This is a genomic window from Nonomuraea sp. NPDC052265 (assembly GCF_044547985.1).
In the GTDB taxonomy this organism is placed as follows: domain Bacteria; phylum Actinomycetota; class Actinomycetes; order Streptosporangiales; family Streptosporangiaceae; genus Nonomuraea.
Genome location: NZ_JBIUBJ010000006.1, coordinates 143,576 through 158,530 on the forward strand (window position 1 = coordinate 143,576; position 14,955 = coordinate 158,530).

General features: G+C 72.6%; 14 protein-coding genes. 10 read left to right on the plus strand and 4 right to left on the minus strand.

Annotated features, from left to right (window positions below; translation table 11 throughout):
• Positions 1 to 11: 11 nt before the first annotated feature.
• Positions 12 to 1,211 carry a hypothetical protein gene (locus ACIHAD_RS20170; RefSeq protein ID WP_397356022.1) on the minus strand — a complete coding sequence of 400 codons (1,200 nt, stop codon included), beginning with the start codon at positions 1,209 to 1,211 and terminating at the stop codon, positions 12 to 14.
• Positions 1,212 to 1,285: 74 nt separating this feature from the next.
• Here ACIHAD_RS20170 and ACIHAD_RS20175 point away from each other — a divergent pair, with 74 nt between their 5' ends.
• The 5 genes from ACIHAD_RS20175 to ACIHAD_RS20195 all read left to right on the plus strand — a co-directional run bounded on the left by ACIHAD_RS20175 (position 1,286) and on the right by ACIHAD_RS20195 (position 6,410).
• The gene (locus ACIHAD_RS20175; RefSeq protein WP_397356023.1) at positions 1,286 to 2,419 is read left to right on the plus strand and encodes a DegT/DnrJ/EryC1/StrS family aminotransferase; all 1,134 of its coding nucleotides are present in this window, start codon (positions 1,286 to 1,288) and stop codon (positions 2,417 to 2,419) included.
• A 102-nt stretch (positions 2,420 to 2,521) separates the two neighbouring features.
• Positions 2,522 to 3,766: an ABC transporter substrate-binding protein gene (locus ACIHAD_RS20180; protein WP_397356024.1), complete on the plus strand. Its 1,245-nt coding sequence runs from the start codon at positions 2,522 to 2,524 to the stop codon at positions 3,764 to 3,766.
• A gap of 28 nt (positions 3,767 to 3,794) precedes the next feature.
• Positions 3,795 to 4,661, plus strand: a complete 867-nt coding sequence (locus ACIHAD_RS20185) for a carbohydrate ABC transporter permease (protein ID WP_397356025.1) — start codon at positions 3,795 to 3,797, stop codon at positions 4,659 to 4,661.
• Positions 4,658 to 5,524, plus strand: a complete 867-nt coding sequence (locus ACIHAD_RS20190) for a carbohydrate ABC transporter permease (protein ID WP_397356026.1) — start codon at positions 4,658 to 4,660, stop codon at positions 5,522 to 5,524. The genes ACIHAD_RS20185 and ACIHAD_RS20190 overlap by 4 nt, the downstream gene beginning before the upstream one ends.
• A 10-nt stretch (positions 5,525 to 5,534) precedes the next feature.
• Complete coding sequence (locus ACIHAD_RS20195) at positions 5,535 to 6,410, plus strand: dihydrodipicolinate synthase family protein (protein WP_397356027.1); 876 nt, start codon at positions 5,535 to 5,537, stop codon at positions 6,408 to 6,410.
• 9 nt (positions 6,411 to 6,419) lie between these two features.
• On the opposite strand, the gene ACIHAD_RS20200 is transcribed toward ACIHAD_RS20195, so the two are convergent.
• The 3 genes from ACIHAD_RS20200 to ACIHAD_RS20210 are packed head-to-tail and all read right to left on the minus strand — an operon-like array spanning position 6,420 to position 9,867.
• A complete protein-coding gene (locus ACIHAD_RS20200; protein ID WP_397356028.1) occupies positions 6,420 to 8,363 on the minus strand; it encodes a twin-arginine translocation signal domain-containing protein in 1,944 nt (647 codons plus the stop codon).
• Between the two features lie 41 nt (positions 8,364 to 8,404).
• Positions 8,405 to 9,133: an amidohydrolase family protein gene (locus ACIHAD_RS20205; protein WP_397356029.1), complete on the minus strand. Its 729-nt coding sequence runs from the start codon at positions 9,131 to 9,133 to the stop codon at positions 8,405 to 8,407.
• Complete coding sequence (locus ACIHAD_RS20210; protein WP_397356030.1) at positions 9,130 to 9,867, minus strand: amidohydrolase family protein; 738 nt, start codon at positions 9,865 to 9,867, stop codon at positions 9,130 to 9,132. Before ACIHAD_RS20210 ends, ACIHAD_RS20205 begins: the two co-directional genes overlap by 4 nt.
• A gap of 107 nt (positions 9,868 to 9,974) precedes the next feature.
• Here ACIHAD_RS20210 and ACIHAD_RS20215 point away from each other — a divergent pair, with 107 nt between their 5' ends.
• The 5 genes from ACIHAD_RS20215 to ACIHAD_RS20235 all read left to right on the plus strand — a co-directional run bounded on the left by ACIHAD_RS20215 (position 9,975) and on the right by ACIHAD_RS20235 (position 14,933).
• Complete coding sequence (locus ACIHAD_RS20215; RefSeq protein ID WP_397356031.1) at positions 9,975 to 11,951, plus strand: PQQ-binding-like beta-propeller repeat protein; 1,977 nt, start codon at positions 9,975 to 9,977, stop codon at positions 11,949 to 11,951.
• 10 nt (positions 11,952 to 11,961) lie between these two features.
• Complete coding sequence (locus ACIHAD_RS20220; RefSeq protein WP_397356032.1) at positions 11,962 to 12,669, plus strand: amidohydrolase family protein; 708 nt, start codon at positions 11,962 to 11,964, stop codon at positions 12,667 to 12,669.
• Positions 12,666 to 13,430 carry an amidohydrolase family protein gene (locus ACIHAD_RS20225; RefSeq protein ID WP_397356033.1) on the plus strand — a complete coding sequence of 255 codons (765 nt, stop codon included), beginning with the start codon at positions 12,666 to 12,668 and terminating at the stop codon, positions 13,428 to 13,430. The genes ACIHAD_RS20220 and ACIHAD_RS20225 overlap by 4 nt, the downstream gene beginning before the upstream one ends.
• Positions 13,427 to 14,599: a DegT/DnrJ/EryC1/StrS family aminotransferase gene (locus ACIHAD_RS20230; RefSeq protein WP_397356034.1), complete on the plus strand. Its 1,173-nt coding sequence runs from the start codon at positions 13,427 to 13,429 to the stop codon at positions 14,597 to 14,599. Before ACIHAD_RS20225 ends, ACIHAD_RS20230 begins: the two co-directional genes overlap by 4 nt.
• 181 nt (positions 14,600 to 14,780) lie before the next feature.
• Positions 14,781 to 14,933, plus strand: coding sequence for a hypothetical protein (locus tag ACIHAD_RS20235; protein WP_397356035.1), 153 nt, complete (start codon positions 14,781 to 14,783; stop codon positions 14,931 to 14,933).
• The last annotated feature ends 22 nt before the right edge of the window (positions 14,934 to 14,955 follow it).

The window sequence follows — 14,955 nt, forward strand, 5'->3', positions numbered from 1 at the left end:
CACCCGCCGCCTCAGAGGGTGAGGCGGTACAGCGTGAGCGGACGGCCGCTGGAACCGCTGGTCAGGTTCCCCGTGCGCTCGGCCAGCCCGGCCAGCTCCAGCCGGTGCAACATGCGGCGGGCGGTGCGCTGCTGGACGGCGAGGCGGTCGGCGATCTCGCGGGTGGTCAGCGGCTCGCCCCCGGCGGCGGCCCTGGCCTGGAGGAGCTTCTCCAGCGTGGGCACCGACAGCCCGACCCGGCGGGCGATGACCGACAGGTTCTGGGCGGCGGCCGGAGCGGGGGTCGCCGACTCCAGCACGATGTCGGTGTCGGCGCGCAGCGACAACACGGCTGCCACGTCGCCGATGCGCCGCGCGCGGCTCAGGGCGCGGCGGGCCAGGCTCTCGGCCTCCGCGGCGCTGCGGCCCAGGCCGAAGCCGATGCGGACGACGTCGTTGTGGCCGGCCAGGCGCGCCAGCATGGGCAGGCCGGTGAAGGCGCCGGTGGCGTCGTGCAGCGGGCCGCGGGTGGTCACCAGCAGGTGGGTGCCGCCGCGGAAGGCGGCCAGCGTGCCGCCGAGCGCGGTGGCCTCGCGCAGCAGGCCCTCCTCGCCGGCCACCTCGACGAGGCCGAGCGCGATCTGGGCGTCCTCCTGGGCCTGGCCCTCGGCGGTGAGCACGAGCTGGCGCAGCGCAACGCGCACGGAGTGGACCGAGGGCACCAGGCGCAGGACCCGCATCTCGTCGCGCAGGGCCTCGTGCACCGAGCTGAGGCAGGTGATCACCGGGTGCGCCGGGCCCTTGCGGTGGAAGGCGACGGCCTGCTCGGAGGTCATCTCCGGCCGGTAGGGGAGCGTGCGCAGGTCACCGGTGGGCAGCCCGGCTTCGGCGTAGGTGGCGGTGACGTCGGCGGCCGACAGCGTGTCGATGGACAGGCGGGCGACGTCCTGGCCCTGGTGCTGGAGGCGGACCAGGGCGCTGAGCAGCGTCGCGCCCGAGTAGTCGACGAACGCGGCCGGGCGGGTGAGGGTGTCCCTGGACAGCATGTACGGGACTATCCCGGTGAACAGCCAGCCCTCGACCGCCCCGGCGTGCGCGTCGGCGAGCGCGGGAGCCTGCGACTCGTGGTCGTAGTCGAGCCGCAGGGTGCTGACGCCCGGCTGCTCCTCGCAGACGGCGGCGACGTCGTCGACCAGGTCGTGCGGCCCGACAACGCCGATGAGGATTCCCACGCTCGTCCCCCTCTCCCTTATTACGGTCAAGACCGCAATTATACCTTGGAAGGTGCTCGGTGAAGTTCCCGTCAATGGCAGAAGCGGACGGCCGCACCCTCGGCGACGAGGAGGTGGACGCCCTGGCGCGGGTGATCCGCTCGGGCATGCTCAACTCCGTCTGGGGAACCGAGGCGCGAGCCCTGGAAGCCGCCGTCACCGAGTTGTACGGCTCCCGCCACGCGATCTCGTGCAGCTCCGGCACCGCGGCCCTCCATCTGTCGGTCGCGGCGGCCGCGCCGGACCCCGGGGACGAGATCATCACGACGCCGATCACGGATTTCGGCACCGTGGCCCCCATCTTGGCGCAGAACGCCGTTCCTGTCTTCGCCGACGTGGATCCCAGCGACGGCAATCTCGACCCCGACGCGGTGGCGGCCCTGATCACGCCGCGGACCAGGGCCATCATGGCGGTCCACCTGTTCGGCGCGCCGGCCAGGGTGGGCGAGCTGCGCGCGCTCGCCGACGACCACGGCCTGACCCTGATCGAGGACTGCGCCCAGGCGTGGTTGACCGAGCTGCCCGGCGGCCGCCCGGCCGGGACGGTGGGCGACGTCGGCTGCCTCAGCCTGCAGCAGTGGAAGCACATCACCTGCGGCGACGGCGGGATCGCGATCACCGACGACGACGGCCTGGCCCGGCGGATGCGCCTGTTCGCCGACAAGGGATGGGACCGCGCGGCCGGGCGCTCGCACGCCGCGTTCGGGCTCAACTACCGCATGACCGAGCTGCAGGCCGCCGTGGCGCGGGCGCAGCTCGCCAAACTGCCCGGCGTCGTCGCCGCCCGCCGCCGTACGGCCGGGGAACTGCTGGCGGCCCTGCGCGGCCTGCCGGACCTCCTGCCGCCGCGTCCCGACGGCCATGCCTGGTGGCTGTTCCCGCTGGTCTGCCCGCGCGGGGACGCTCCCGAGCGGGCCGCGCACCTGAGCGCCGCCGGGATTCCGGCGCGGTCCGGATATCTCGCCGAGCCGCTGAACCGGGCGCCGGTCTGGGACGGGCCGGTCTACGGCCGCTCGCGCTACCCCCTGGACGACGGCTACGTCCCGGCCCCCTGCCCGACCGCCGAGCGGATGGTGGCCCGGACGCTGCTCGTCATCGACTGGAACGAGCACTACACCAGCGCCCACGTCGAGCTGATCGCCGACACCATGGCGAAGTTCGGGACCTGATCGCGGGATTGCCCCCCGTTACGTTCATGTATCAGGCATTGACCCGGCGAAAGGCCGTCACTAGGTTTCGGTCAGGGCCGGTATTAGCGAAAGGAAACGCCGATGAAGAAGTCAACGGCAGTCGGCGTCGCGGTCGCCCTGAGCCTCGCGGCCGCAGGATGCGGTTCCAGCGGCGGCTCGGACAAGAGCGCCGTGACCCTGTGGATGTACCCGGTGATCTCCGACCAGGCGAAGAACCAGGCGTTCTGGGCCAAGGTCGAGAAGGACTTCGAGGCGAAGAACACCGGGATCGACGTCAAGATCGACCTGCAGCCCTGGGAGGGCCGCCAGGAGAAGGTCACCACCGCGCTGGTCTCCAAGAAGGGCTTCGACCTGGTCGTGCTCGGCCCCGACCAGATCCCGCAGTACGCCCAGCAGGGCATCATCGAGCCGGTCGACGACGTGGTGGCCCCCGCCAAGGGCTCCTACCTGCCCAACTCGCTGGCCGCCCTGACCATCGGCGGCAAGCTCTACGGCGTCCCGATCTACCAGACGATCACCGCGCCCATCTACAACAAGAAGCTGTTCGCCGAGGCGGGCGTCACCAAGGTGCCCGAGACGCTGGCCGAGCTGAAGGAGGCCGCGCCCAAGCTGGCCGCCAAGAAGGTCGCCGTGCTCGACTACCCGGGCAAGCCCGAGGTCAGCCTCAACCAGAGCTTCTACCCCATCCTGTGGGCCAACGGCGGCAGCGTCTTCGCCCCCGACGGTAAGAGCGTCGCCTTCAACAGCCCCGAGGGCGTGCAGAGCCTGCAGTTCCTGCTCGACCTCAAGGCCGCCGGCGGGCTGCCGGAGAACACCGCGAGCAAGGGCAACGACATCGAGGGCGGTGCGCTGGCCGGCGGGAAGACCGCGATGTACCACGCGGCCACCGCGTTGCAGGCCGTCCAGCTCGGCACGGCCATCGGCGCCGAGAACGTCGGCATCGGCCTGCCGCTGGAGGGCAGCAAGCGCGTCGCGTTCGGCATCCCGGGCGGCCTGGTGCTGGCCAGGCACTCGGAGAACAAGGACGCCGCGAAGAAGCTGGCCGCCTACCTGGCCTCCCCCGAGGTCGCCGCCGAGCTGGCCGCTGAGTCGGGCTTCTTCCCGGCGCGCACCGACGTCACCGTGCCCGGCCAGAGCGAGGCGTCCAAGGAGTTCGCCAAGTCCCTCCAATACGCCTTCCCCGGCGACACCCACCCCCAGGCCCGGCAGGTGATGGGCGTCATCGCCCCCCACATCCAGGCGGCGCTGCTGGGCAAGGAGGACGCCAGGACCGCGCTCGACGCGGCCGCCAAGGAGGCCGCCACGCTGCTGGGCGCCGGCGGCTGAGCGGCTGAGCGAGGAAAGGATCCACCTGGTGCGTCAACGTCTGCGCGACCCGGTCACCGGGTTGCTGTTCGTCCTGCCGATGCTCGTGCTCTTCCTGGTCTTCCGGATCTTCCCCTCCCTGGGGGCGGCGGGCATGAGCCTGACCAACTGGAACATCGGCGGGGACTGGGACTTCGTCGGCGCCGCCAACTACGCCCGGCTGCTCGACGACGTCAACTTCTGGCTGAGCCTGAAGGTCACGCTCGTGTACGTGGCGGTCTACGTGCCGCTCACCCTGTGCGTCGCGCTCGGCACGGCGCTGCTGCTCAACCAGGTGGTCTTCCTGCGCGGCCTGTTCCGCGGCATGCTCTTCCTGCCGTACGTGACCAGCTTCGTGCTGGCGGGCATCATCTGGCGCTGGATCTACGAGTTCGACGGACTGATCAACGGCCTGCTGGCCAAGGCCGACCTCGGGCCGGTCGCGTTCCTGGAGCAGTCGGGCGTGGTGCTGCCCGCCCTGGCCGTGGTCTCGGTGTGGAAGGGGTTCGGCTACTCGATGCTGATCCTGCTCGCCGGGCTCAAGGCCATCCCCTCCTCCTACATGGAGGCGGCCCGGGTGGACGGCGCGGGCGCCTGGCAGCGCTTCCGCCGCATCACGCTGCCGCTGCTCAAACCGACGATCTTCTTCGTCGTCGTGATCGAGACGATCTCGGCCTTCCAGACCTTCGACACCGTGTACGTGATGACCGGCGGCGGCCCGGCGCGGGCCACGTACACCCTCATCTACGGCATCTACGACTACGGCTTCCGGTCCTTCGACTTCGGCTACGCCGCCACGCTGGGCATGGTGCTGTTCGCGGTCGTGCTCGTCGTCTCACTGGTCCAGCGCCGCTTCCTGGATCGGGGGAACACATGACGATCACCGCGTCCCGGCCCGTGACGTCCGGAACCGAGACTCCGCGGACGGCCCGGCGGTGGTGGCGGGGGAGGTGGCCGCTCGCGGCGCTGCTCGCGCTGCTGTCGGTGCTGACCGTCAGCCCGTTCGTGGCGATGTTCATCGTGGCGCTGTCCCCGGCGGGCCGGCCCACCGTGCCCAGCCGGTGGCCCGAGTCCCTGACGCTGGACAACATCGCTCGGGTGGTCTCCTCCACCGGCTTCGCCGGCTGGACGGTCAACTCCCTGGTCTACGCGCTGGTCTCGGTGGTGGTCATCCTGCTGACGTCCTCGATGGCCGGGTACGCCTTCGCCAAGAAGCGTTTCCCCGGCCGCGAGGCCATGTTCTGGACGTTCCTGGCCACCATGATGGTGCCGTTCCAGGCCACGCTCATCCCGACGTTCGTGCTGGTCAACAGCCTGGACGGGGTGGACACGTTCTGGGGGCTGATCGTGCCCACGCTGGCCAACTCCCAGGCCGTCTTCCTGATGCGGCAGTTCATCAAGGGGCTGCCGGACGAGCTCTTCGACGCGGCCAAGGTGGACGGCGCCTCCGAGTGGCGCGTCTACTGGACGATCGTCGTGCCGCTGACCAGGCCCATCCTGGCCACGCTCGGCGTGTTCGTGTTCCTGTGGCACTGGAACGACTTCCTGTGGCCACTGGTGATCGGCCAGAGCGACGCCACCCGTACGCTCACCGTGGGGTTGACCACGCTGCGGACCGAGGAGACGCAGCTGTCGCTGCTCATGGCCTCGGCGGCGGTCTCCGTGGTGCCGTGCCTGCTGGTCTTCTTCCTCCTGCAGCGCTACCTGGTCAACAGCATCGTGATGACCGGCCTCAAATAGGCTCTGCCGGGTGGATGAATCTGCGCAGAACCTCCGGAACCGGCTGCACGGCACGCTGATCGCCGCGGCGGCCACCCCCATGACCGGCTCCGGCGAGGTCGACCTCGGCGTCGTCGGGCGGTACCTGGCCGGACTGGTGTCCGACGGCGCGGGGGCGCTCGCGGTGCTCGCGCACACCGGGCGGGGGCCGTACCTGGCGCCCGGGGTGCGCGCGGAGGTGATCGGCCTGGCGGTCGCGCTCGGCGTGCCCGTGCTGGTCGGCGTCGGTGGCGGCGAGGACGACCCGGTCGCGCAGGCGCGGGCGGCGGCCGAGCTGGGCGCCGACGGCGTGCTGGTGTTCCCCTCCGAGGGCGACCGGGTGGCGCTCCACGACGAGGTGTGGCGGGCCGCCCGGCTGCCGATGATCGCCTTCGACCTCTACACGCGTCCCTGCCCGCCCGCCACCATGCGTGAGCTGCTGCGCCACCCCGGCGTGGCGGGCCTGAAGACGGCGCTGCTGTCGGACGCGATGGGCTGCCAGCGGGCCATCACCCTCACCAGGCAGGCCGGCCGGCTGGCGATCACCGGTGAGGACCGCATGTTCGGCCCGTCCCTGCTGTGGGGCGCGCAGGCGGCCCTGGTGGGCATCGCGGCGGCCAGTGTGGACGTGACCGCCGCCGTCCTGGACGCCTACCGGGGGAGCGACCTGCGCGCGTTCGAGGAGGCGTCGGCGCGGCTGGACCGGCTGGCCTCGATCACCTTCACCGAGCCCATGGAGGGGTACGTGCAGCGCATGCTCTGGCTGGCCGCCGCCGAGGGCCGCATACCGGCCGCCCATGCCTGCGACCCGTACGGGCCGCCGCTGCCGGCGGAGGAGGCGGCCCTGTTCGGCCGCCCCCTGAGCTGAGGCCCCGGTTCAGCGGCCGTCGATGGCGACCCTGACCAGGTCGCGGCCGCGCACGGCGTACAGGGCGCGGTGGGAGGGGTCGAGCGCGAGCTTGGGCTCGCCGCCGAACCACTGCCCCGCCAGGCCCTCGACGATGACCTTCGCGGTGAAGGAGGCCAGGTCGATCTTGTAGATCCGGTCTCCGTCCGAGCAGTAGGCCACCCGGCCGGTGACGAACAGCTCGCCGCCCTTGGCGCCGACCTTGAGCGTCCTGGTCACCTTCCCGCGGCGCGGGTCGAACTCGAAGACGTCGCCGGTGGAGGCCATGCCGTACAGCAGCGTCGCGCCGAACGACAGCGAGGTGACGCTCCGGGCCCCCGGCACCGGCTCGACCTGCCAGAGCAGCGTCCGCCTCACCAGGTCGAACGCGGCCAGGCGGGCGGTCGTGGTGACCGGCGGCAGGCCCAGGCCCTCCTGGGTGAGGGTGCCGAGGTAGGCGACGCCGTGCCGGGCGGCCACGCTGTAGACGGTCTGGCGCTCCACGACCGGGCGGTAGGTCTCGTACGTGCCCTTGCGCGGCGAGTAGAGGGACAGGGCGCCGTTCATGTGGCCCGGCTCGGGCTGCGTGGGCATCACCAGCAGCCCGGTACGCGTGTCGTAGGCCAGGTCGCGCGGCCGGTCCTGCTGGTTGCCGGTACGCGCGACCAGCTCGGCCTCGGGCTGTCCGGCGCGGTGCCGGTAGAGCGCGGCCTGCGTGTAGACGCCCAGGTAGGTCAGGCCGCCGACGGTGAGCAGGGTCTTCGGCTCGCCGGGGATGGCGAGCCTGGTCACCTTGCCCGTGGCCAGGTCGTGCACGTCGGCGCCGCTCTTGCCACCCACGTAGACGCGCCGGCCGTCGGAGTGCACCGACATCGGCTCCTCAGGCGCCGACCTGAAGCCCCGCTGGACGAGGTTGCGATAGTCCAGCGTGCCCGTGGCCGGGTCGTAGACGAAGACCGCGTTGTCCTGGACGCCGTAGACGCGGCCCTCGTGGGCCAGCAGGCGGTGGGTGGCGGCCTCGAAGTAGGGCACGCCGAGCACCTCCAGCTTGCCGCCGGCCAGCTCGTAGCGGTAGAGCGTGCCGGTGGGACGGCCGGCGAAGTACACCCAGCCGTCGTGGATCAGCACCGAGACGATGTACTTCTCGCCCGGCGCGGTGGCCTTGACCACCTTGTACGCCGACGGGTCGGCCTTGTCCAGGACGAGGAGCTCGGCCAGCGAGTTCATGCCGCCGGCGATGTGGGTGGCCGAGACGTGCATGCTCGACACCCAGTCGCGGTCGGCCAGGGCGGGCGGGAGCAGGTCGTGCTTCTCCCCGGTGGCCCGGTCGATCGCGACGAGGTGGGCGTTGGCGCCGACGCCGGCGTAGACGTACCGCTCGTCGGCCTGGATGCTGCGGACGTACGCCTCGCCGGGGACGGCCTCGCCCAGGTCGCGGCTCGCGCCGGTGGCCGGGTCGTACTCGTGGACGCGGCCCGGCTCGGAGGTGCCGAGGTAGACCTTGCCGTCGGGGGAGGCGGCCATGGTCCAGATGAAGTGGTCGGAGTAGGAGGCGGCCTTGGTGACCTGGCCGGTGGTGGTGTCGAGCCGGTACAGGTCCGACCTGGAGTGCGTGCCGATGTAGACGTCGGTCCCCACGCTCGCCATCGCCCAGACGCCGATGCCCGTCGGGATGTCGAAATGGGCCGTGACCGAATCCTTGGCCAGGTCGTAGGCGCCGACCACGTTGGGGGACAGCCCGCGGGAGCCGGCGTACAGGACGCCGCCCACGAACTCGCCGTTGCCCAGCGGGCTCGCGACGCTGGCCGGGCCCAGTCCGGTCACCGTTCCTTCGGGGTCACGCCTGGTCGGAGCGGCATGGGCGGGGGAGGGGAGGAGAGTGGCGGCCGCTGTGGTCGCGGCGGCCGCCTGGAGGAAACGACGGCGGGGGATCATGCGCGGCTCCCTTGATGAAGTTTGCCGCACGCTATAACGGGCTAGGCCGTAATGTCCAGATCGAAAAGCTCGGCGGCGTTGCGCCAGGCGACTCGCTCGGCGGCCTCCGGAGCCAGCCGGGCCGCCGCCACCGCGCCGTACGCCGAGGACGGGTCGATGAGCGTGGCGTCGGTGCCGAAGAGCAGCCGCCGCCCGTCCACCGCCGCCGCCACCTCGGCGATCCGGCCCGCCGGCGCGTGCGACCAGCAGGGCTCCAGGTAGAGGCGGTCGCAGGCGCCGGCGGCCTCGATCGCGTACCGGAAGCCGTCGGCGCCCATGTGCCCGGCGATCACCCGCAGCCCCGGCGTGTCCAGGCACGCCTGGGCCAGGTCGAGCACTGACGTGCCCCAGGTGTGGACGAGCGCCGGCACCCCGGCCTCGGCCACCTCGGCCAGCGCGGCGCGCAGCGCGGCCGAGGCCGCGGGGGAGCCGGTGTAGTCGGTGTGGATCTTCACCCCGACGAACCGCCCGCCCGGCAGGTACGCGCGCAGGTCGGCCCGCGCCTCGCGCAGCCGCCGCGGGTTGACCGTGACGTAGCCGTACAGGCGCTCCTGGCCGGCCAGGTACGCCGCCAGCGCCCGGTTGCCCGCCGGGGCGTCGTAGATGACGGCCTCGGTGGCCGAGACGACGGCCCGGTCGATGCCGTAGCGGTCCATGGTGGCCAGGCTCGCGGCGGCCACGTCCATGGTGAAGAACCACGGGCCCCAGTGGGCGTGCACGTCGATGATCACGTCAGCAGCCTCCTTGCGTTGCCGCCCGCCACGGCGGCGATCTCGTCCGGCTTGAGCCCGCCGGTGGCCAGCCGCAGCAGCGGGACCAGCGGCTCGTAGTGCGGCGCGCGCGAGCCGAACAGCAGCCGGTCCGCGCCGACCTCGGCCGCGGCCAGCTCCAGGGCGTCGGGGGAGTTGAGCAGGCGGGTAGAGGTGTGGAAGCCGGGCTCCTCGCCGGCGGCCACCAGGAAGTCGCCCAGGTGGTAGAAGTGCGTGTCGAGGAAGACGACCGTCGCGCCGAGCCCGGCGAACGGCCGCCAGAACCGCCGCACGTCCCCGCCGCTCAGCAGCGTCAGGCCGAGCGCGGTCGCCCGCCCGGCGACGTGCCGCACCGACGGGAAGCCCGCCTCGACGCCCTGCTCGTCGGGGAACAGCCGGACCGCCCTGACCCCCTGCGCCGCCAGCCGCTCCAGCTCCCGCGCCGACCCGATCGGGTCCCGCAGGTCCACCGCACCGACCGGCACCACCCCGGGGCCCGCCAGGCCGAGCACCTCGTCGTTGCCCGAGCGCATGTCGAACAGCGCGGCCCGCAGGCTCGCCGCCGCGCCCGCGCGGATGCGGTGCTCGGCCAGCGTGCGCAGCACCGCCTCCGGCGTGCCGGGCGGCCCGTCCCGGTCGGGGTAGGCGCCGAACAGCACGTCCACGTCCAGCGCCACCTCGTGGCCGCCGATCAGCCGCCACGCGTCGAACGGCATAGCGGTCCCATCCTTAATCGCCATGCGCGACATCATGCCATTGACGAACGGCGATCATAAGGTTACGGTCTGGACCAAAATCGAGCAGTCATGAACGTGAGGTGGCCATGCCACGTTCCTCAGTCATCGCTCTGGCGGCCCTGCTGCCGGCGCTCCTCCTCGCCGGGCCCGTCGCCGAGGCGGCGGCGTCCTGCGCGGAGCCGGCCGTGACGCGGTACGGCCCGGCCTCGGTGACCGGCGCGATCGTCGGCGCCGCCGTGCACGAGGGCCACGCCTACGTCGTCACCAGAGGGCTCAAGCCGCCCGTGCTCGCCGACCTCGACCTGGCCTCCGGCAAGGTCGTCAGGAGCGTCACCCTGCCCGACGGGCCCGCCGTGGGGGAGCCGGAAGGCGCCTGGGCCACGGCGGTGTCCGGTGGCAAGATCTATGTGGGCACCTACCCGGTGCCCGACCTGTACCGCTTCGACCCGGCCACCGGCTCGATCGAGCACCTGCGGACGTTCGGCAAGAACGGTGGGTTCGTCTGGAGCCTGGCCGCCGCCCCCGACGGCACGCTCTACGCCGGCACCTACCCCGACGGCCGCGTCTGGGAGTACGTCCCGGCCACCGGCGCGGTGCGCGACTTCGGCGTCCTGGCCCAGGGCGAGCGGTACGTGCGGGCGGTCGCCGCCGACGCCGACGCCGTCTACGCGGGCCTGCTGGACAAGGGCAGGCTCGTCCGGATCGACCGCGCCACCGGCGCCAAGCGCGACCTGGCCACCGGCCCCACCGGCATCGGCGCGATCACGCTGAACGGCGACCGCGTGCTGGCGGCCAGCGGCGGCGTCCTCATCGACGTGCGCAAGGACGGCACGGACGAGCGGCGCGTCAGCCTCGCGGAGGGCAGCAGCATCGACATGATGACGGCCGCCCCCGACGGCGCCGTCTACGCCACCTCCCGCCCCGACGGCGCCGTCCACCGCTACCGCGACGGCTCGTTCACCAAGGTCGCCGGCCCGCCCTCGCCCGGCGACGAGACCCGGCGGCTGCAACTGCTCGACGAGAACACCCTGCTCGGCTTCGCCGGCAGCGGCGGCGCCTGGCGGGTGGACCTGCGTACCGGGGGCTCGGAGTACACCGACCTCATCGAGGCCGGTCTGCCCGCCGGGTCCGAACGTCCGCAGAGCATGCTCCTGGTGCCCAACCGGGCGGTGTACGTGGGCGGCCACTTCTCCATGGAGGTCCGGGACCTGCGCATGGGCGAGCGGCGCCGGTTCCGGATGCCCGGCGAGCCCAAGGACCTCGTCCGCCGGGGGAACAAGATCTACGCCGCCATGTACCCCAGCGGCCAGATCGTCTCCGTCGACCTGCGCACCGACGCGGTACGCGTCCTCGGCACGCTCGGCCACCACCAGCAGCGCCCCTGGGACATCGAGTACGACCCCGTCACCGACCGTCTCGTCGTGGCCTCGGCGCCGCTGGGCGCCAAGCTCGAAGGCGCGCTGTCCGTGATCGACCCCGACACCGGTCGCATCGACGTCTACGAGGGCGTCATCCCCGACCAGAGCCTGATGAGCCTGTCGGTGGACCCGCGCGGCGGCGTCGTCTACCTCGGCGGCGACGTCCTGGGCGGGGGCGGCACCCCGCCGGTCGCCACGTCGGCCTCCGTAGCGGCCTTCGACCTGCGCGCCCGCCAGGTGCTCTGGCGCACCGACCCGATCCCCGGTCACCGCACCTTCCAGGACGTCAAGGCCCACGACGGCCTGCTGTACGCCGTCTACAAGCGCGACTCCGGCACCTGGATCGCCCTGGACCTGGCCACCCGGAAGATCGTCCGCCAGGGCAAGCTGTCCGGGTACGGCGAGCTGACCGTGCACCGGGGCAGGGTCTTCGCCTCGACCTTCTTCGGCGGCGGCAACGCCTACGAGCTGGGCGTGCGGGAGCGGCTGCTGGCCACCGGGCTCGGCGACGAGTGGTACACCAATCCGCAGCTGCACTTCGAGCCCGGTTCCTGGCGGGCCTGGGCGCTGGCCGGGCGTGACCTGGCGCAGATCAGGCTCGACCCGGGCTGTCCGCCCTTGACCGTCCCGCCGACCGCTGGCTAGGTTTCGGTCTGTGCCGAAATTTGTGATCGATGCCCACCGGCTGATCGGCCCGGTGCCGTTCGACGACCTGCCGCCCGACCCCCTGGACGACATGGACCGGCTGGGCATCGACCGGGCCTGCGTCACCCACGCCCTCAGCCTCCACTCCGACCCCGCCGCCGGCAACGCCGCCCTCCTGGCCGCCACCGGCGTGCCGGGCGGGCGGTTGCTCCCCGTCCCGGTCGTGGTCCCCGGCGTGCCGGGGACGTGCGTGCCCGACACGCCCGGCGAGGTGCGGGCGTGGGGCGTACGCATGGTCCGGCTCTGTCCCGAACGTCACCGTTTCGACCTGACCGGACCGAGCGCGTTGCGCTGGCTGGCCGCCCTCGGGCTGCCCGTGGCGGTCGACCTGGAGGAGACCTCGCCCGCGCAGCTCATCGCCCTGGCCGGCCGCCTGCCCGACCTTCCCGTCCTGCTGCTCAACCCCGGCTACCGCAGGCTGCGCGCGCTCGCCGAACTGATGACCGAGGCGCCCAACGTGCGGGCCGAGATCGGCACCGTCAACACCCAGGGCGGCGTCGAATGGCTGGCCGCGCGCTTCGGCGCCGCACGGCTGGTCTTCGGCACGGGCGCGCCGGTCGCCGACGACTGCGGCCCGCGTTTCCTCCTCGACCACCTCGACCTGCCCCCCGACGACGTCGACCGGATCGCCGCCGGATCCCTGGAGGCCCTGCTGTGATCCTCGACGCCCACGGCCACGTGGGGACCTGGCCCGACTTCCTCATCCCCGATCCCACGCCCGACGGGCTGGTCGCCGTCATGGACGCGACCGGCGTCACCGCCATGGGCATCAGCCATCTGCTGGCCGTCGGCGCCGACGCCGTACGCGGCAACGAGCTGGCCATGGAGGCGGCCGCCCGCTTCCCCGGCCGGTTCGGCGTCTGGCAGGTGTTCAACCCGCACCACCGCACGCCGCTCGCCCGGACCGGCGTGTGGGGCGTCAAACTCCATCCCGACGTGCACCTGTGCCGCCTGGACGACCCGCTCTACGACCCGGTCTGGGACCTCGGCCTGCCCGTGCTCTCCCACGGGCAGACCGGCTCGCCCTGGAGCGACCCCGAGCAGTTCGCCGCCGTGGCGGCCCGCCACCCCGGAGTGCCGCTGATCATGGGGCACACCGGTCTGTGGCAGTACGGGTTCGCCCGGGCCGTCCGGCTCGTGGCCGACCACCCCAGCGTGTACCTCGACACCTGCGGCTCGAAGATGACCGGCCGGTGGATCGCCCGCCTGGCCGAGCTGGCCGGGCCGGAGCGGGTGGTGTTCGGCTCCGACGCCTGCTTCCTCGACCTGCGCACCGGCTATGGCCGCGTCGCGCTGGCCCCGCTCACCGCCGCCGACCGCGCACTCGTCCAGGGCGGCAACCTGGCCCGCCTGCTCCGGCTGCCGCCGGTGGCCGACCCCGGACTCCGTCCGCCGCTTCAGAAGGGACCCGCCCAGTGACCCTCGCCCTCCACGGTGGCGCGCCCGTACGCGCCGTTCCTTGGCCCGCCTGGCCACCGCCCCTGGACGCCGCCCAGCGCGAACTGGTCACCCGTGTGCTGGAGAGCGGCCAGTGGGGCGCCACCCAGGGCGGCTCGGTGGTCACGGACCTGGCCGCCGCGTTCGCCCGCCGCTCCGGCGCCCCGTACGCCGTCGCCACCGGCAACGCCACCCTCGGCCTGTTCGCCGCCCTGCGCGGCCTGGGCGTGGGCCGCGGCGACGAGGTCATCGTGCCCGCCTACACCTTCGTGGCATCGGCGACCGCCGTGCTGCTGACCGGGGCCACCCCCGTGATCGCCGACGTGGACCCGGACGACCTGCACCTGTCGGCCGGGGCCGCCGAGCGGGCCGTGACCAGCGCGACCGCGGCCGTCATGCCCGTGCACCTGGCCGGCAGTCCAGCCGACATGGACCCGCTGAACGCCCTGGCCGCCCGCCACGGCCTGGCCGTCGTCGAGGACGCCGCCCAGGCGCACGGCGCCGCCTACAAGGACCGGCCGGTGGGCGGGCTGGGCGACGCCGGCGTCTACAGCTTCCAGGCCAGCAAGGCCATGACCGCGGGCGAGGGCGGCCTGATCGTCTGTCGGACGGAGGAGGCGTACCGGGAGATCTGGTCGGTCTGCAACGTGGGCCGCAGTCCCGGCGGCGCCTGGTACGGCCATCCCAGGACCGGCTGGAACCTGCGCCTGACCGAGATCCAGGCAGCCCTGCTGCTTCCCTGGCTGGACCGGCTGGACGACGAGATCGACACCCGTGAGAGGTTCTGCGCCGCCCTCGAACGGGAGCTGGCCACCCTCCCCGGCCGCCCGGTATCCGTCGTGCCCCGCCCGCCGGGCACCACCCGCGACTCCCGCCACCTGCTCATGTTGCGCGTCGAGCCCGAGGTGGTGGACCGGACGTTCCTGCTGGCCGCGATGGAGGCCGAGGGCGTGCCGCTCGACGCGGGCTACCCGCCCCTGGGCACGATGACCGCGCTGACCGCCGAAGGCGCCCGCGTGGAGCCGTGCCCGTCCGCCGAAGAGGCCGCCCGGACCGTCGTCTGGATCCGCCAGCCGATGCTCATGGACGACACCGACGGCCCCGCCCAGGTCGCCGAAGCCCTGGCGAAGGTGCTGACCAGCCGCGCCTGACGCCGGGTCCGCCTGCTATATCGCGACGTATGCGATGAATGTGATGGTTGCTCCACGGGCGTGGGGAGAAATGTGCTCCTCTTGCGTTTTCGTCCATGGGGACGGATCATTTCGATCACCGGCTGGGCCGCTCATGAAGCCGAGGGACCTTTGTGCTGCTTCGTGCTCAGGAGGACCATGAATGATCCTTCGCGCTCTCGTCCTCCACTGCATCACCACGTACCGGTCCGACACCAGAACGTCGGCGGGCCGCTTCGAGAGTCGCGACGGCTCCTTCTACGAATCGGGCGTGCGCACCGTGCACCAGGACCGGTCCGGAACTCCCCGTAGCTGATTCCCACCCGTTTCCCTGCGCA